Below are 17,311 nucleotides of genomic sequence, written 5' to 3'. Positions count from 1 at the left end.
TTAGCTGCTGGCCTCAGCAGGCTCTGTCGTCGGTGCGAGAAAGTCCCATTCGCGGATGGCGAAGCCGACGATCTGGATACGCCGTTGAAGGTGCTCCCACTCGCGGGCGATCTCACGGCGCCGATCTTCCTCATCAGCGTCCAGGGCCTCGTCAGCGAGAGTCCCGCGAAGCTGGTTCGGTGACTCGACGCCGAATTCGTCCTCCCAGTCGCGGATCTGCGTCTTCATATCGGCGAGACGATCCGTGAGTTCCTCGACAGTGTGTCCGCTGTCCCGGAGGCGCATCGCCTCTTGCATCGCCTGACGACGGTAATCGGGGTAGTACGTGGTGTGAGTACCGCTGTCGTCGCGATGGAGGATGCCATCGTCGACGAGTCGCTCAAGGACGCGTTTCGTCGGCTCGTGTGACCAGCCCGCTTCGGAAGCGATCCAGTTGGCCGTCCGCGGCTCCGACAGCTGTCGGGCGGTCATCCGCACGCGGTCTTCACCCGTGGTCTGGCGTGCCATCAGGCCCTCGGAGTTCGATTCGTCTTCGGTCATACAACATCGTTCGGGCTTCGTCTTAATATAGGTTGAGGTCATTCGTTCTATACCGAAAGTACTCCTTCGCCCATCGCTTCGACCTCAGATGAGGAGTGCCCGAGCAAACTCGAGTCCGGTCTCGGTGTCTCTACCTTGGGAGAAGCGCCGTCGTGAGGCGGTTGCAGCATTCGTGCTTCACCGACGGCGGCGGGGCACTTCAAACTGGTCGTGATTATTGGCATAATCAGGACCACCGGTGACAGAAGTCTCATAACCATTTTTCCTATGATAGAAGGGTTCTGTCCCCCGAAATTCGGATTTAGCCAATAGTATAAATCATATACTGCTATACTAAAACTGCGACCGTTGAAGTTGAGACTATAGTGGGTTTAGCGGGCCTGTGATGCGTAGTCTCGACCAAATCGATGACTGGAAACTGCTTCAGAACGCTCTCTGAACGATCATTCTTGTTGGGATGACTACTATATGGGCGGTTTCTGCAACTTTCGGTAGCGTTGCCACTCAGGCGAAACTCTGTCACGGGTAGAGAACCGTACTACCCGATTCCGGTCTCCTTCTTCAACAGCGTGAGCGTATTGTCGGCCGTCACAATGGGCGAGTGTTCGTACTCACCCGTCAATTCGACCTGTACGAGGAGATCGACCACTCGCCAAATCGAGTACAACAAACAGGCGAATGCGAAGTAGAAGAACCGCAGTCCGAAATCCTTCGACGTCGTCGCCGCCATGAAGCGTTTGATCGACTTGTAGCCACTCTCGATTTCCCACCGGTAGCCGTACTCCGTGAGGTGCCCAGTCCCTCTATTCGTCATGAACACCGAGTACTGCCGGTGATCGTCGTGCTCGGAGTCTTCTTTCCGTCGGTAGATCAGCGTCGTCTCGTGCCATTCGTTCTTCCCGAGATGGAGCTTCCGGTCGATTTCGTGTCGGTCCTGACCCCGTTGGAGCAACCGCTTGGCCTGGGCTTTCTCGCTGGTTTGCATCCGCTTCGGCACGACGTACGACAGTCCGCGCTGGCTAATCATCTCCAGAATGTGCTGACTGTCGAACTCCCGGTCCATCAGCACGTTATCGACGTGAACTAGGTCCTCAGCGGAGTCCAGCAAGTCCTCGACGATCTCTTTGCGTGATTCACCTTTCCGTACCGGGCGGGCATCAAGGACGAGTGGGACAGCGTTGCCGACTAACTGAACTGTTGCCCACTGGTAGGCGTACTCGTCGGTCTTCTCCTTCGTCCCGATGATCTCACCTTCGTAGCCCGTTCTATCGCCAGTGAACGGGTCAGCTTCGGTAATATCGATTGCGACGACCCCCGCTCGAAAGAACTGCTCTGTCTCCGCAACTTCGTTCAGGAGTCGAGTAATGGCTTTCCGGTACATCTCTCGCACCTGTCCAATCGAGAGATCACGAATGTGCTCGCGATGGGCGTGCCCCAGCGGCGTCCGATCACGAGTCGATTCGTAGACGAAACTGCGAGCCCCTTCGTTCGCAGCCAGCCGCTCGCGAAGTCCGAGGTACGTTTGTAAGTCCCAGTACGCGTTCTCGTGGATCTCACACCCGTCGCCACGGTCCAACGAAAACGCCGGGAAAACGATACGGCTGACGTGGTCGGTGGCCTGCTCTGCCTGCTTCAACGTAGTTTGATCATCCGGGTCTGACTCACCAGACTCGTTCCCGTGATATCGGAGCTTTCGTTCCGGCTCACGCGGAACCGCGACACCCGCATTCTGGGCTTTGATGAGGATCATTCGAGCCGCCGTCTCGACAGTCTCTCTGAGGTCAGCGGTGAACCGCTCGTGCCAACTTCGCCACAGTGTCGACTGGTCTGGGACCGTCTCGAAACCCAGTTGCTCGCAGAGTTCAGGGCGGTTCACGAGGTAGCCGACGAGTGCGGTTTCGTGCTCCCAGCCGTGGAGTTCTTTCAGTACGAACACCCGAAAAAGGATGTCCATCCGGTAGCGTGTCGACCCCTCATACCAGTCGTGGGCACTGAACCGGAAGTAGGCCAAGGGGAGTGCACAGACGAATTCCTCGATGGAGTGGTGACTTTCATGTTCGAACCACGTCTCTGAGACTGTCCGGATATCTGATTCCAGTCCGGTGAGCGACGTTCGATCGTACAGCGGTGTCGAATCATACGCCGGCCACTGAGCATATGACCGTCGAGCAATCCGGCGAAACGTAGTCCGACGCGACTCACGGGTGTGGGTCACTACTAGACACGAACGCAATGTGCTCAAAAACTCGTTTCTTGATCAGCTGAGACTAGTCTGTTTTGTCGACCTTGTGAAAAATAGACTATAGAACTACATTACGCCTCTTCTGGTTGTGGACGTTGTCTGTGCTCTTGTATTTCCTCTGCTATCGCGTTCGGGATGCCCGTATTTGTTGTTCGAATGATATTCCCTTCGACGTGTAGTGAGTTCGCAACCTTTCCGACTATGATATACTGATAGAGGTAGTGCCGACGCCGCTGATCGATGGCCAGTACGATCACCTCCGTGTCAGTCTGTTTTGTAGTCACGGTAGAAGCCAAAATCGACAGCTCGCCCGCTGGACTAACACAGTATGAGTCACATTTCGGACAGCGGCCTAAATGTACTCCCTCCCCAATATACCAGTAACTGTGCCCGCAGGCATAGCACTGTATATCCCCGGAATGTTCACCCACTTTGACGCTCGTCGTAGGCGTTGAGAACCTCGCGATATCGATTCCGAATAGTGACGTTACTGATGTCAGCAACCTCAGACACGTCATCTTGAGTAATACTTTCGCTACAAAGCAGCCCGGCTGCATAGACGGCACTCGCAGCAATACTGACGGGGTTTTTTCCACTGTGGACACCGTGAGCTGTGGCGGCTTCGATCAGTTGGCGGGCTTGTCGTGTCGTATCATCGCTACAGTCCAGTTCGGAGACGATACGACCGACGTATTCTATTGGATCCGTCGGCGGAATCTGCACGTCAAGCTCCCGAACGACGTATCTGTAGGTGCGCTTGATTTCCAACGAGTCGACACGGCTGACAACAGCGATTTCGTCGATCGTCCGCGCAACGCCATCGAGTCGTGTCGCGGCATACAGAACCGCGGTTGCAACCCCCTCGATCGAACGCCCTGGAAGGAGACCTTCGTCTAACGCGCGTCGATACAGCACGCTTGCAGTCTCGCGTGTCGGCTTGTGCACCCCTAATGCAGAGGCCATCCGCTCTATCTCGCCCAGCGCCTGCTTGAGGTTGCGGTCTTTTGAATCCCGTGTACGGAAGCGTTCGTTCCACGTCCGCAATCGTTGGAGTTGCTGGCGCTTTCTTGACGACACTGGATTTCCGTATGTGTCTTTGTTCTGCCAGCCGATATTAGTCGAAAGTCCCTTGTCGTGCATCAACTGTGTCGTCGGCGCGCCAACGCGTGATTTCGCTGCCTTATCATTCGCATCGAAGGCACGCCATTCCGGGCCGCGGTCGATACGTTGCTCATCAAGGACCAATCCGCAGGCAGTACACACCTTCTCGGCCGTGTTACTCTCTGCGAGTACGTCCTCGCCACACTCGGGGCATCGCTGCTCCTGTGCTTGCTCTGTTTTTGACTCTGCGGGTGGGACAGTAGTCTCGCGAGCTTGGTTGGTCATATGCCCTCTTTCATCTTATCAACAGTAAACTTTTGTGACTACTAATGATTACTACAGACTATAGAAGAAACCTATTGTAGTTACAAATTGTAGTTTGAGTGCCCTAGCTTTATTCTCCTATGCTACAAATCACAGTTGATGAGCTCGGATCAAGAGCACCTCCGCGAGACCGACACTGAAGACCGATTCGATTTCAAAAAACAAGAAGCAGCTGCGTTCAAGGCTGACCAGGGGCTGACAGAGGAGACGATACGGCTCATTTCTGAAGATAAAGACGAGCCTGAGTGGATGTTGAAGCGAAGACTGCGTGCGTTGAACCTCTGGCAAGAGATGCCGATGCCGACTGACTGGCCGGGACAGCCGGACCTCTCGGAGGTCGACGTCAACGAGATCGTGCCGTACATCCGCCCCGACGTCGACGTCCGCGCCGGCGTCGACGACTGGGAAGAATTGCCCGAGGACATCAAGGATACATTCGACAAGCTCGGTATTCCAGAAGCAGAGAAGAATGCGCTCTCCGGCGTGGGTGCCCAGTACGAGTCCGAAGTCGTCTATCAGAATATGCAGGAGCGCTGGGAAGAGAAAGGCGTCATCTTCTGTAATATGGACGAGGCTGTTCAGGAACACGAAGACCTCGTCCGCGAGTACTTTATGACCAAGTGCGTGCCGCCGAGCGACAATAAATTCGCGGCGCTGCACGGCGCCATCTGGTCCGGCGGCTCGTTTGTCTACGTCCCCGAAGACGTCACCGTCGAGATGCCCGTCCAGGCGTATTTCCGGATGAACTCCGAAGGGATGGGGCAGTTCGAACACACGCTCATCATTGCGGAGCCAAACTCTGAGGTTCACTATATCGAGGGCTGTTCAGCCCCGAAGTACTCGGCGTTCAACCTGCATTCGGGTGGCGTTGAGGTAATCGTGAAGGAGAATGCCCACGTCCAGTACTCGACGGTGCAAAACTGGTCAAAGAACACCTACAACCTCAACACAAAGCGTGCGATCGCTGAGAAAGATGCGACTATGGAGTGGATCTCCGGGTCGATGGGCTCGAAGGCGACGATGCTGTATCCATCAACGATCCTGAAGGGTCCGGGCGCGACCGACAACCACATCACCATTGCGTTCGCCGGTGAGGGCCAGAACATCGACACCGGCGCGAAGGTGTATCACAACGCGCCGAACACGAAATCGACCATCGAGTCGAAATCCATCAGCAAGGACGGCGGCCGCACCAACTACCGTGGGCTGGTCCACATTGCAGACGGCGCTCAAGACTCCTCGACATCGGTCGAGTGTGACGCGCTGATGTTCGACAACGATTCCACCTCCGACACGATGCCGTACATGGAGATCAACGAGTCGACGGTGGACGTGGCCCACGAGGCGACTGTCGGGAAGATCGGCGACGAGGACGTCTTCTACTTACAGTCGCGTGGTCTGGACGACGACGACGCCAAGCAGATGATCGTCTCGGGCTTCATCGAGCCCATCACCGAAGAGCTACCCATCGAGTACGCCGTTGAGCTCAACCGGCTCGTCGAACTGGAGATGGAGGGCTCGCTCGGATAGTAGTTCGTCTGGACTACGCCACTCTTATCGAGGATATCTCATGGCTATCGATCCACACTTCGAAGCGAACCGCGATGTCGCCGAGCACCACGAGGGGCACCGAGTCTGGGGGCCGGTCGACGAACCGGAACAACTAGGAATCCACGGTACACACGTGGCTGTCGACTTCGATATCTGCATCGCCGACGGTGCCTGCCTCGAGGACTGTCCCGTCGACGTGTTCGAGTGGACGGATACACCGGGCCATCCCGAGAGCGACATCAAAGCCGATCCGATCAACGAGACACAGTGTATCGACTGCATGCTTTGTGTCGACGTGTGTCCCGTCGACGCCATCGACATTGATCCTGGGAGAGCGGGGCGCCTGTGAGGGGTGATTGAGGAACCGCTAATGACTCTACCACTCCAGTGCTACCGATGCGGGGCAGAGTATACCTATCTCGGCGAGAGGCCACATCCCGCTCAGTGCCCGGCGTGTGGGTCGTCGTGCGTCCCGCCGGCTGGCTCTCTCACCGTGGTCAACAGCGTTCACTGGGAGAGTGCAAACGGGCTCGCGAAGGTCTGGGTCCACAGCGTCGATGAACGTGACCGACCGTTCGAGTTCGAAGTCGCTGCACACGGTCGCCGTGGCAAGCTGGTTGCGATCAAAGTTGACGGCGTGTCGATTAACCCACAAGTTGACGAGACACTGGAAACGCTTCCACCAGCAGTGAGAGCCGAAATCGAGATGCAGGGAATAACAGACATCGAGATTGCGACAGTCACGAACTTGAAAGTATGATACCAAGTCCGTCCTCGTCGACGACGAGCACTCCGTGACCCAAGTCGGCGAGTGCGAGTGCCGCGTCGATACCGCTCTCGTACCCGCCGACAATGATAATAGGATCCTCGACACGCTCGTCGGCGAACGCACTCCAGGACGCGACTCGGGAGTTGTGGACGCAGTGGTTCGCGCCGGGGGACGGATCGTCCTTCGGTTGCCCGAACTGCCCAGATGACGAATCGACTCTGGATGACGCCAGTAGACGTGTGGAGTATGAATCCGTCGTCGTGTCGTTTTACCGACTCCACGTCTACACCGGTTCGGACGGGTAAGTCGTGAAACTCGACGACCCCTTGGAGAGATTCGGCGTACTCTCCGCCGGTCGGGTGTTCACTGTCGAGCGCAAATGCGGGCGAGGTATCAGTGGTGACGGCGTGGAGGTCGCGGCAGCCGGAGCTGTTGCTGGGAAACGATGGCGTGATGAGGCGCATCTCTTCTGGCCACTGTAGGAACGCCGCCCCGACTTCGCCTCGCTCGAGGATGGCGTAGGAGTCGAGACCCAGATCCGCGAGGACGGCCCCAAGACCGACGCCTGCGGCACCTGCCCCGACAATCGCTACGTCGAGCGACTCGTGTTTACGGGCTTCTTCGGATGTCACTGTTAACAAAATAGGGTAGTAGATAGCTAATTATAAATAATATACACTCTAGTCTTAACAACAGATGAGTCGAGAGACGATTCCCGTCACCGTGCTGAGCGGCAACCTCGGCGCGGGCAAGACGACCGTGCTGAACAACCTCCTGAACACGCGAACGGACCTGGACGTCGCGGTCCTCGTCAACGATATGGGCGAGGTGAACGTCGACGCCGAGCGCGTCGCCGAACACTCGGACATCTCGGAGGACGACGAGGACCTGATCGAACTGTCGAACGGCTGCATCTGCTGTGAGCTACGCGGCGACCTGCTGGACGCGCTCGCGAAGCTCGCACAAGCCCGCGAGTTCGACTATCTGGTAATCGAATCGACGGGCGTCGCCGAACCGTTGCCCGTCGCCCAGACGCTCACTATGGGATTCGACCAGGGAGACCTTGACCCAACAGAGTTCTACGAGGAGACCGGCATCGAGGTGATGGACTACTACGAACTCGACACGACCGTCACTGTGGTCGATGCCCACCAGTTCTGGACGACGTTCGATTCAAAGGAATCGCTGATGGACGGCGACACCGAGAAGGACCTTGGAAGCCTCTTGATCGAACAGATCGAGTTCTGCGACGTCCTCCTGTTGAACAAGTGTGACCTCGTCGACGAGGAGACCCTCGACGAGATCGAAGAGATGATCGAGGTGCTGCAACCGCGCGCGGAGATCATCCGAACCGAACACGGCGCCGTCGATCCGGAGGCAATCGTCGATACTGGTCGGTTCGATTTCGAAGAAGCGAGCCAGTCCGCTGGGTGGATGCAGGAACTTCAGGAACCGCACGAGTCTGCCGAGGAGGAACACGGCGTCACCTCGTTCGTTTTCGAATCGAGGCGGCCGTTCCATCCCGAACGATTCGCCGAGTTGCTGGACGAGTTTCCGACAAATGTGGTCCGGTCGAAGGGCCACTTCTGGCTCGCGGGGCGTGAGGATATGGCACTCGGGATAGATGCTGCTGGCCACTCTATTCGAATTGCACCCGCGGGCGGATGGATTGCAGCCCTTCCGACTGAAGAGCGCGAGGCCTACTTCGAGGCCAATCCCCAGCTTGAGGAGGTCTGGGACGAGGAGTGGGGTGACAGAGGAACCCGACTCGTTCTTATCGGTACCGACATGGACCACGACGCGCTCCGAACGGATCTCGATGCAGCTACGCTGACCGACGAGGAGATGGCCGCCGACTGGGACGCCTTCGAGGACCGTTTCCCGACGTTCGAATCCGAGGATGGAGCGGCGGAGAGCGACGACACCGAAGCGGGCGAGAACGGTGCCGAAGAGGTCGGCCTCGCCGACTGACGATGTCTTCACCACGTTCACTCTTCCAGACGGTCGTCGACAAGAACGCGCCGCGGCACGCTCGGGAAGACGCCATCAACGGACTCGCGGAGGCTGGGGCAACCACGCAACTTCGTCTGATCGTCGTCACGAGTGGTCTTGACGGGGGGTATCGTCGCCAGGCACTGAACGCTCTCGGTCAGTGTCGAGCGATGAATGAACTCGATAGACTGGCCACTGACAGGAGCCTCGAACAGCCTCTCCGTGAACGGGCAAAAGAGCTGACGTAGCACCGATTTAGGCTGGCTTTTCAGCGTTCCTACCGGCCAGTCTTAGTTAACCTGTGGCTTGGTTTACTAGTCCGTATCAATTTCTCTAACCCCGTTTTTAATAATCCTTTTATTGTCTTGGAGCCTCAGTTGTTAATGTAATGTCGTACACCTGCTCCAGTTGCGATGCACAGTTCAAAAGCGCAGCCGGCGTGACCCAGCACGTCGCGCTTCACCACAACACGTGTGCTGAGTGCGACGAGCATTTCGACGACCTCGACTCGCTGCGTAACCACATCCACGAGAACCACTGAGCGACCACTGCACTACGTGGAACACACCCGTTTCAGTCGCGATACTGATTTTTTGCTACGGTACGAAACCACAAACGTGCCCGAAGATACGTTCAGATATGAGGCGATTGGGGAGATACGGACGCCGTTCGAATCACCAGAAGGGATGCCGATTCAACCAATCGGAGCGGATTCAGTCACAGGAACTGTCGATATCAAGGAACCGTATGCGGATGGATTAGCGGATCTTGCCGATTTCTCGCATTGTATCCTGTTGTACCATTTTCACGCATCTGGCGATGACGCCCCCCTACGGATCGAACCGTTTCTGGATGACGCACGACGAGGAGTCTTCTCAACACGGGCGCCACAACGACCGAATTCGATCGGCCTCTCCGTTGTGGCAATCGAATCCGTCACAGAACAGGAACTGACCATGAGCGGTATCGACGTCGTCGACCGGACGCCGTTGCTGGATATCAAACCGTTCGTTCCCGAGTTCGATATCCCATCCGAAGTGCAGACGGGCTGGCTCGACGCGTCGGAATCGACGATCAGATCAGAACAAGCTGACAGGCGGTTTCTTTGAGGCGGTCAGCCGCTATTCGTGGATACCTTGGATCGGACATCCGGTCCCGCAAGTGACTCGCTAAGGCCAGTCGTCGCCAGTTGAGAACGTAGTCTCAAGCCGCCAGTCCGCAGCCGTTGCAGCGTCAGTCACCGATTGGAAGGTCCAGTCAGTCACCATCTCGACGACCCCGCTGGTCTCGTCTGCCCCGACGAACACGTACCGTTCCGTCTCGAAGTGATTTCGAAGACTCGAGAGTGCCTCTTCGATCGAACGCGGACCCGATAAGAAGTCCTGCGGGTATTCCGCCTCTCGAACTCGTCGTCGTTCGACGAAGGACGATTCCGAGGAAACGATTCCAACATGACTCGCCCACGTAGCGGCGTCTTCGAATGCTCGCTTCGGTCGAGCCAGTTCTTCGAGCGCCTGTAGCGAGAAGGCGAGCGTGAGGTCGTTCGACGGCACGTTACCGACCTCCGTCGGGTCGTGCCAACTGTCTCGATACGTTCTCCGTTCGTGCTTCACTGTCGATGTCCTCGTGGGCGGCGACGAGTCGCTCTCCCGCTCGTCGTGCACCGACGATGTTCCGAGCGAACGGTCCGAGTACGGACTCGGCGGCGACACCGCTCACGCTGACCGACGAGGATTCACGCCTCGAGGTTCGCCACGCAAGCGTCTCGTCGTCCAATACGGGCATCTCTCGATATCCGGTATCGAGGTCGAGCGAGTGAGCGACCGACCGGTAGAGGGGGTCCGTGTACGGATTCGAGAATCCGGTGGCCAAGAGGACACAGTCGAAACACCAGGCGGTGCCGTCATTGCAGTTCGCCACCACCGGGCCGCTCGTCCACGTCGCCGCCTCTATCTCTGTGTGGCGGAGTTCGACGGTCTCCCGACCGAGACATCGACGCAGGCGGCGAAGCATATAGGGCGGTATCGTGCCGTCACGTCGCGCATCGCAGACGGTTTCATGGCGCGCTTTCGATCCCGGAGGGAGCGACCGTAGCCGCTCGAAGTCACCAGGGTGCATCCACTCGTTGTCAGCTTCGAGTTGTTCGACGCGAAGCGGACTCCGTGAGAGAACTGTGATCTCGCGACCGGGTTGTGCGAGCGTCGTCGCCACCTGTGCGGCCGTGATGCCTCCGCCGACGACACAGACCGACTCGTCGCCCAGCTCCGAGGGATCGAACGCTTCGTCGTAGACGTGCGCGACCGGTGCGTCGGCGGGAAGCGACTCGGCCCACGCCGGTCGGACGAACGCCCCACCGTGGCCGACCGCGAGGACACAGCGGCGGGTCGGAAACTCCTCGTTGGGCGTTTCGACGACGAGGCCACCGTTTCGATAGCTGACCCCGGTTGCCCGAGCGGGCACGGCTATCGAGTTGAGGTCGTGACGCGCTATCACCCAGTCGGCGTGGTCGAAAAAGAGGTCTGCTGTGGGCCTGTCCCCACCAGTCTCGCTGGAGCACAGTTCGTCCATCCGGTCACGTCCCCTGGCAAAATCCCGAAGAGAAAAGGGGTCTATTCCGATGTGATGGACGTACGGTGAGCGTAGCTCGTTTATGCCGCACTGCCGACACTGCCGGCGGAATGCGCCGAGCAGTTGCCCGTCTGGTTCGAGAATGCGAACGTCTTCGCGTTCGACGTTCGTCTCTGAGAGGAGTCGCACCGCGAGGTGAGTTCCGTGGACGCCGCCGCCAACGATGACGTACTCGTACATATTTAACCGAAGTGTGCCGAGCGAAGTGCGACTCGTCGCCGAGTCCGCGGGTCTGGCCACGCCGAGAGCAGTCGTTCGGCGGCGCGGCGTGCGCCGACCACATTCCGTGCGAGCGGCCCGACCGTGGTCTCCGCGAGCGCACCCGAGGCGTAGACGTTCGATTCCGTGGCGTCGGTGTGGCACCACGCGAGCGTCTGGTCGTCGAGAACCGGAAGACCGTTCTCGCCGCGTTCAAGATCAAGCGCGTCAGCGATGCGCTCTACGAGCGGGTGGTCGGCGACTGGATCGAGTCCCGTGGCGAGGACGATTCGGATGTGCGACGCAGACGTTCCGTCAGCAAACTGGACGACCAACCCGTTGTCAGTCGTGTGAGCGCACGAAACCTCGCCGATTCGGACGTCAAGGTCGCCACAGTCACGCGCGTCGGTTAAGCGCCCCTCAACGTACGGCGGAATCGTCGCATCGTTGCGAGCCTGCTGAACCCGATCGTGGCGCGCTTTCGATCCCGGTGGAAGTTTGTGGACGTGTTTCTCGATGTGTCGCCAGTTTATCCAGTAGGGATGGGCCTCTGAGAGTGCCGTCTCCAGTTCGTGGCGAGACAACAGTGTCACGTCGGTCGCCTCCGCGAGTCGGCAGGCGAGCTGTGCTGCCGTGATACCACCACCGACGACTAGGGTCTCGCCTTCGAAGGATTCGACAGTCGTCGGGTCGAAATCACCGTCCCAGACGTGGGCGACCGGAGCACTATCGGGAAGCCCCTGCGTCCACTCGGGGTATGTTGGCCGATGGCCGGGCCCGATAGCGAGGACCACGTGCCGTGCGTAGAGTTCTCCATCGTCGGTCTCGACTCGGAGGAGGCCTCTTTCGTCTGACACGGTTCGAACTAGCGCTTGCCGGTGACACGCCGTGAGGTTTTCACTGTTTACGACGTGACGTGCGTGGTCGAGGAACAGGTCGAGCGTCGGCCGGTTCGGATAGTCGTCGGTCGCTACGAGTTCGTCGCCGCGACAACGCTCCTCGGCGAACGCTTCAAGCGAGAAGGGTTCGGTGTCTATGTGTTGGACGAACGTCGAGCGAAGCGTCTGCATCCCACATTGGCGGGCTTTTCGCTCGAACGACGTAAGCAGGCCCGCACGTGGTTCGACGATTCGAACATCTTTGTGGGTGTATCCGCCTTCATTGAGAAGATAGTTCGCGATACAGGTACCGTGGATGCCGCCACCGACGATCACGAATTTGTAGGATTGTGGCCCGCTCGACGTGGGATTAGCGTCCGGTCCGTTGACGGTCACTCTTGCTCGCCTCCGTCGGCTTCGAGCCCTTCTCGGGTCTGTCCGGACCGTTGGCCGCTGAGTCGGTGCACGGAAGGGAGACGCTGCGCCAGTCTCTGGAAGCCGAGGGCGACGGCGTACACGGCGATCGCCGCAACGACGATCGAGCCCCCGGCCGCGATCCCATAGACGTACGATAGTGTCACACCGGCTATCGCCGCGAACTCGGCGGCGAGGATCGCCAACAAGATAGACTGCTTGAAACTACCAGCGACCTGCACCGCGGCGGCGACCGGAACGACGAGCATCGCAGCGACTAGGATGACGCCCATAATCTGCATCGCGCTGACGACGACCAGTGCCGTGAGCACGACCATAAGGCGTTTGTAGAGGCGAACGTTCAGCCGTGCCGCGCGGGCGGCCGTCGCGTCGAACGTGACATACAGGAGTGGCCGATACGCCAGCGTGACGAGGCTGCCGACGAGGACGCTCATCAACACGAGGATCCCGACGTTCTCCGTCGAGACGGTCGACAGACTGCCGAAGAGGTAGGCGTCGATGCCGACCGCGATGCCGCCGTCGGTCGCAGTAATGAGGATACTGCCGACGGCGAATCCTCCGGTCAGGACGATCGCCAGCGAGGTGTCGCTGTACGCGCCGGCGTGTTCGACGAGCAACTCCACGAGCAGTGCCGTGACGACTGCGACCACGAACGCGGTGAACAGCGGGGACAGCGTGAGCGAGAGGGCCGAATTGAGGAACAATCCGACGGCGACGCCGGCGAAGGCAGTGTGTGCGAGGGTGTCGCTGATCATCGCCATCTCTCGATGGACGAGAAATGTTCCGACGATAGGCCCGATAAGGGCGATACACACTGCCGCGAGGTAGGCTCGCTGCATGTAGGGGTACCCGAGCATCGGCGTGCCGAGCAGGTCGGCCAGCACGTCCATTCCGGCGCCGAAGACGTGGTTGAGGAACCACTCGATGGGGGCGAAGACGTTGACCGTGAGGAGTAGGGACGCGATCGTATCCTCGGATTGGATACTCTCTCCGAGGCGGTGTAGTGTGTGCATCATCTGTGGTCGTGCTGGAGGACGTGCTGGTCCTTTCCGTATGCCTGCGAGAGTGCATCAGTCTCGACGAACTCCTCCGGGTTGCCGTCGAAGTACAACTGGCGATTGATACAGGCGATGTCCGTCGCGTGCGTGGTGACGACGCCAATGTCGTGTTCGATCAGGATGACGGTCAGTCCAGTCGCGTTCAATTCGTGGATAAGACTGTAGAACTCCTCTCTGGATTCGGCATCGACGCCGACCGTCGGTTCGTCGAGCGCGAGCAGGTCGGCCCCCGAGGCGAGCGCACGGGCGATGAAGACCCGTTGTCGTTGGCCACCGGACAGTCGGCCGACCCGCCGAGACGCGAGATCTGTGATTCCGGCCTGTTCCAGCGCCTCCTCGACCGCTCGCCGGTCCGCTGTCGAGAATCGGCCGAAGAGCCGCCGCGGGTACCGACCCATCTCGACAACTTCTCGAACCGTGATCGGCATATCGCGCGCCGCCTTCGTCGCGTCCTGTGCGACGTATCCGATTCGCTCACCGGCGTCGAACTCATGGGCGGGTTCGCCGAACAGCGAAACCGTTCCCTCGTCTGGTCGACGAAGTCCGAGCATCAACTCGAGGAGCGTGCTCTTGCCGCTGCCGTTCGGCCCGACCAGTCCGAGGAAGGATCCGGGTTCGATGTCGATCGACACCGACTCGAGAACTGGGATCTCTCCGTAGCCGAATGTGACGTCATCGACACTGATGAGAGGGTCCCCCGGCCGTTCCTTCTCCGTCGTTGCTGTCGTCATCGGTAGTCGTCGAGGTCGACGAACGCATCCCCGTACGCCGTAATCCAAGTCGTCGTCCGATACGGAACGGCCACGTCCGGCGGATAGATCGTACAGACGGGTCTCTCCGCTGGGCCGACGACCAGTGCCATCAATCCCGAACGAGGGCTCTCGGACGGACCGGGCTCGGCGTTCCCATCCCACTCCGGTTTCGTGTCGCCAGACGTGGTGTCGCTCATTCTGCGTCGAGGGCCTGCTTCAGCGTCTCGAGATTGATGTTTTCCATAATCTCGACATAGCCCCAATCCTCGTCGGCCCACTCCTGGGTCTGTCCGGGAATCGGCGTCAGCGGCAGGACTTCGGTGGCGTCGGTTTCTTCGACGAGCTGGTTCGCCGCCGTCTGAGATTCGAGCGGATCCGCACAGACGTACTGAAGTTCGTGTTCGGCGATGATATCCTGGGCCCGCTCGATGTCCTTCGGCGTCGGCTGGTCGTCCGGTGACAGTCCCGTCAGCGTCTGGACTTCGAAGCCGTAGCGCTGGCTAAGGTACTGAAAGGCGTTGTGACCAGCGACGAACACGACGTCTTTCGAGGCGCTCTCCAGCGCGGACTGGAACGACTCGTCGAGTTCGTCCAGACGATTACGGTACGACTCGGCGTTCTCGGCGTAGGCACTGGCATTGTCGCTGTCAACGTCGACGAACCCGCTCCGGATGTTGTCGACCGCCTGCTTCGCTCGCTCCGGGTCTAGCCAGAAGTGGGGGTCCGTTCCGCCGGAGTGGTCGTGGTTGTGTCCCTCCTCACCTTTGTGTTCGCTTTCTCCCTCGTGCTCGTCTTCGTGTTCCTCTCCACTCTCGTGGTCGTGTTCACCTTCGTGCTCGCCTTCGCCATCGTGTCCGTGTTCGTCTTCATGACCGTGTCCCTCCTCTTCTCCGTGACTGTGATCGTTACTGACGCCTTCGGCGAGCAGCGTCACCACCGTTCCGGCATCACCGGTCAGTTCTATCGTGACTGCGTCGACTTCGCTCTCGATGACGTAGTACTCCGTGATAGCGTCACAGCTCTCGACGCCTTGTGCTTGATGAACGACAGACGTCTCGACCGGACGCACCGTATCATAGCTGTCAGTAAAGAAGGCGTACTTCTCGGCATTTCCGCCTTCTGGCGCGAAGGTAATGTAGCTGGTTTCTTCGGTGAGTTTCACAGCGTATGGTTGGTGTGTCTGCGAAAATTTCGAAGCGTTATCTTGAGAAGAAGCTGCGACGAGCGGTTCCGTCTCGTCGTCTTCTATGTGGCCGCAAGCGTGCGATATCGAATGTTCGCTCAGTGATTCGCCGTGGCCGTGTTCTCCTTCGCCGTCGTGGCCTTCCTCGTGTTCCCCCTCGTGGTCTTCTTCGTGACCGTGATCGTGGTCGTGTCCGCCTTCGATGAGGTTGATACCAGCACCAGCAGCGACGATGTCGACATCGGCGTCGTCGTCACGGAGACTCGTCACGAGGTCGTCAGCCCACGGCTGGAATCCCTCCATCCCGTAGAGGAAGAGATCCGATTCGAGGATCGTTCCCTGTATTTTGGAGCCAGGCTCCCACCCGTGGCCGTGTTGGCCGATCGGGACGAGCGTCTCTGCGGTCGCAGTGTCGCCTGCAACCTGACTGGCCAAGTCCCCGAATACGAAGAACGAAGACTGGGCTTCCGGCCCGGCGCTCTCCGTCGCGCCGGAGTCGTCGTTGCTCGACGTACAACCCGCGAGCGCGCCGATGGTTGCCGTACCGAGTCCAGCTGCGATGAGTCGTCGTCGGGTGTATCGCGACATCTATTGTTAACACTACTAGCCTAGATAATAAGAGCTATGATTTTGTATGATAGAGTTAATAATATCTCACTAAGTTAGATATGTAATTACTAATATTGGCCGAGATAACTAACGTGGGGCCTGGAATTGCTAACCGTTGCTACCTCAGATTCCGTATTACATAAGCCAGAGAAGCGTGCTAACAGGCGTTTAGTAGTTGTGGCACCCAGATACGGTTGTAATGTGCCACTGCTTCAGCGACCTAGCCGAGATGAGTGATGAAGAGCGTACGGAAATCCTCAGCGAACACTCGACGGAAGAACTCCGCGCGGAATACACCACCGAAGAACTAGAAACCCTCGGCGTCACCACCTGAGGCTAGCTCACGTTGGTCTTACCCCGGACGACCGACAGCGTCCGCCCATCACGCAGACCCGGTCGCCTCCCGTTTCTCTGCGTACGCGAGCGTGTAGTAGTCTCGATCAGTTACCTTACCGGGATCGTTCGTAACGAGGGCCTCTTCCGTATCCATGAAGAGTCGCCGTCCGAACGTCACCTCGTACCCTGCTTCAGTCATCTTTTCGTAGGTCGTCGGTGCGTCAGTCACTTTGAACAGGATCAACCGATTCGGACCGATCGGTGCTGCCCCGTCGGTCGCCTCGCGGAGCGTCAGTTCAGCGCCAGCGTCGATGTCGACCCCGAGGACCGAAGCGAACGCCGTCACACTACTGACACCGGGAACGACTTCGATGTCGATGCTGGGATGCTGCTCGCGAAGCGTCCGACGCAGGTGCCCGAACGTCGAGTAGATACATGGATCGCCGAGCGTGACGAACGCCGCGTCGGCCTCTCGCGCGTTCGGCGCGACTTCCGCGGCCGCCGTCTCCCACGCCGCCTGGAGTTCTTCGGGATCGGTCGTCATCGGGAACTCGAGGTCACTTAGGTTCGATTCGGAAACGTACTCGGCTGCGACGCGCCGTGACAGTCGGCCTGGTGAGTAGACGACGTCGACCGATTCGAGTCGTCGCTTGCCGCGAACCGTGAGCAGGTCCGCCGAACCCGGCCCCAGCCCGATTCCGTAGAGTGTCATCGG

Annotated in this window: 18 protein-coding genes and 1 pseudogene; 7 read left to right on the top strand and 12 right to left on the bottom strand. The window is 58.9% G+C overall.

Going from position 1 to position 17,311, the window contains the following annotated elements:
• From D3D02_RS15865 to D3D02_RS15850, 3 genes are all read right to left on the bottom strand, one after another.
• A complete protein-coding gene (locus tag D3D02_RS15865) occupies window positions 1–582 on the bottom strand; it encodes a hypothetical protein (protein WP_121570960.1) in 582 nt (193 codons plus the stop codon).
• Between the two features lie 496 nt (window positions 583–1,078).
• The gene (locus D3D02_RS15855) at window positions 1,079–2,755 is read right to left on the bottom strand and encodes a transposase (protein WP_121570958.1); all 1,677 of its coding nucleotides are present in this window, start codon (window positions 2,753–2,755) and stop codon (window positions 1,079–1,081) included.
• Between the two features lie 450 nt (window positions 2,756–3,205).
• Window positions 3,206–4,168, bottom strand: coding sequence for a transcription initiation factor IIB family protein (locus D3D02_RS15850; protein WP_121570957.1), 963 nt, complete (start codon window positions 4,166–4,168; stop codon window positions 3,206–3,208).
• 138 nt (window positions 4,169–4,306) lie between these two features.
• Between D3D02_RS15850 and sufB the strand changes: the two genes are divergently transcribed.
• From sufB to D3D02_RS15835, 3 genes are read left to right on the top strand one after another with little or no spacing between them, the layout of a single operon-like run.
• Window positions 4,307–5,737, top strand: a complete 1,431-nt coding sequence (gene sufB / locus D3D02_RS15845) for a Fe-S cluster assembly protein SufB (protein ID WP_121570956.1) — start codon at window positions 4,307–4,309, stop codon at window positions 5,735–5,737.
• 40 nt (window positions 5,738–5,777) lie between these two features.
• On the top strand, window positions 5,778–6,107 hold the full coding sequence (locus tag D3D02_RS15840; protein ID WP_121570955.1) for a ferredoxin family protein: 330 nt from the start codon (window positions 5,778–5,780) through the stop codon (window positions 6,105–6,107).
• A 21-nt stretch (window positions 6,108–6,128) separates the two neighbouring features.
• Window positions 6,129–6,518, top strand: coding sequence for a hypothetical protein (locus D3D02_RS15835; RefSeq protein ID WP_121570974.1), 390 nt, complete (start codon window positions 6,129–6,131; stop codon window positions 6,516–6,518).
• Here the strand turns inward: D3D02_RS15835 and D3D02_RS21655 are convergent.
• Window positions 6,499–7,159, bottom strand: a pseudogene (locus D3D02_RS21655) (NAD(P)-binding domain-containing protein). The gene D3D02_RS15835 and the pseudogene D3D02_RS21655 overlap by 20 nt on opposite strands.
• Window positions 7,160–7,223: 64 nt before the next feature.
• Here D3D02_RS21655 and D3D02_RS15825 point away from each other — a divergent pair.
• From D3D02_RS15825 to tsaA, 4 genes are all read left to right on the top strand, one after another.
• Window positions 7,224–8,498: a GTP-binding protein gene (locus D3D02_RS15825; protein WP_121570954.1), complete on the top strand. Its 1,275-nt coding sequence runs from the start codon at window positions 7,224–7,226 to the stop codon at window positions 8,496–8,498.
• A gap of 2 nt (window positions 8,499–8,500) precedes the next feature.
• Window positions 8,501–8,767, top strand: coding sequence for a hypothetical protein (locus D3D02_RS15820; protein WP_121570953.1), 267 nt, complete (start codon window positions 8,501–8,503; stop codon window positions 8,765–8,767).
• Between the two features lie 140 nt (window positions 8,768–8,907).
• Window positions 8,908–9,060: a C2H2-type zinc finger protein gene (locus D3D02_RS15815; protein WP_121570952.1), complete on the top strand. Its 153-nt coding sequence runs from the start codon at window positions 8,908–8,910 to the stop codon at window positions 9,058–9,060.
• A gap of 76 nt (window positions 9,061–9,136) precedes the next feature.
• A complete protein-coding gene (gene tsaA / locus D3D02_RS15810) occupies window positions 9,137–9,628 on the top strand; it encodes a tRNA (N6-threonylcarbamoyladenosine(37)-N6)-methyltransferase TrmO (protein WP_121570951.1) in 492 nt (163 codons plus the stop codon).
• A gap of 60 nt (window positions 9,629–9,688) precedes the next feature.
• On the opposite strand, the gene D3D02_RS15805 is transcribed toward tsaA, so the two are convergent.
• The 8 genes from D3D02_RS15805 to D3D02_RS15770 form a co-directional block, all read right to left on the bottom strand.
• Window positions 9,689–10,072, bottom strand: coding sequence for a hypothetical protein (locus tag D3D02_RS15805; RefSeq protein WP_121570950.1), 384 nt, complete (start codon window positions 10,070–10,072; stop codon window positions 9,689–9,691).
• Window position 10,073: 1 nt separating this feature from the next.
• Window positions 10,074–11,327 (bottom strand): FAD/NAD(P)-binding protein, encoded by a 1,254-nt coding sequence (locus D3D02_RS15800; RefSeq protein ID WP_121570949.1) that lies wholly within the window; start codon window positions 11,325–11,327, stop codon window positions 10,074–10,076.
• Between the two features lie 2 nt (window positions 11,328–11,329).
• On the bottom strand, window positions 11,330–12,619 hold the full coding sequence (locus D3D02_RS15795) for an FAD/NAD(P)-binding protein (protein ID WP_121570948.1): 1,290 nt from the start codon (window positions 12,617–12,619) through the stop codon (window positions 11,330–11,332).
• A complete protein-coding gene (locus tag D3D02_RS15790) occupies window positions 12,616–13,674 on the bottom strand; it encodes a metal ABC transporter permease (RefSeq protein WP_121570947.1) in 1,059 nt (352 codons plus the stop codon). Before D3D02_RS15790 ends, D3D02_RS15795 begins: the two co-directional genes overlap by 4 nt.
• Window positions 13,671–14,447 carry a metal ABC transporter ATP-binding protein gene (locus D3D02_RS15785; protein WP_121570946.1) on the bottom strand — a complete coding sequence of 259 codons (777 nt, stop codon included), beginning with the start codon at window positions 14,445–14,447 and terminating at the stop codon, window positions 13,671–13,673. The genes D3D02_RS15790 and D3D02_RS15785 overlap by 4 nt, the downstream gene beginning before the upstream one ends.
• Entirely contained in the window at window positions 14,444–14,665 is a 222-nt protein-coding gene (locus D3D02_RS15780) for a hypothetical protein (protein ID WP_121570945.1), read from the bottom strand. The genes D3D02_RS15785 and D3D02_RS15780 overlap by 4 nt, the downstream gene beginning before the upstream one ends.
• A complete protein-coding gene (locus D3D02_RS15775) occupies window positions 14,662–16,239 on the bottom strand; it encodes a metal ABC transporter substrate-binding protein (RefSeq protein WP_121570944.1) in 1,578 nt (525 codons plus the stop codon). Before D3D02_RS15775 ends, D3D02_RS15780 begins: the two co-directional genes overlap by 4 nt.
• 403 nt (window positions 16,240–16,642) lie before the next feature.
• The gene (locus D3D02_RS15770; RefSeq protein ID WP_121570943.1) at window positions 16,643–17,308 is read right to left on the bottom strand and encodes a cobalt-factor II C(20)-methyltransferase; all 666 of its coding nucleotides are present in this window, start codon (window positions 17,306–17,308) and stop codon (window positions 16,643–16,645) included.
• Between the last annotated feature and the right edge of the window lie 3 nt (window positions 17,309–17,311).

The sequence above is a fragment of the Halobellus sp. Atlit-38R genome (assembly GCF_003665925.1).
Taxonomy (GTDB): Archaea; Halobacteriota; Halobacteria; order Halobacteriales; family Haloferacaceae; genus Haloquadratum; species Haloquadratum inordinatus.
The sequence above is the reverse complement of the archived record's forward strand: the minus strand, read 5'-3'. Positions and strand labels throughout refer to the sequence as shown.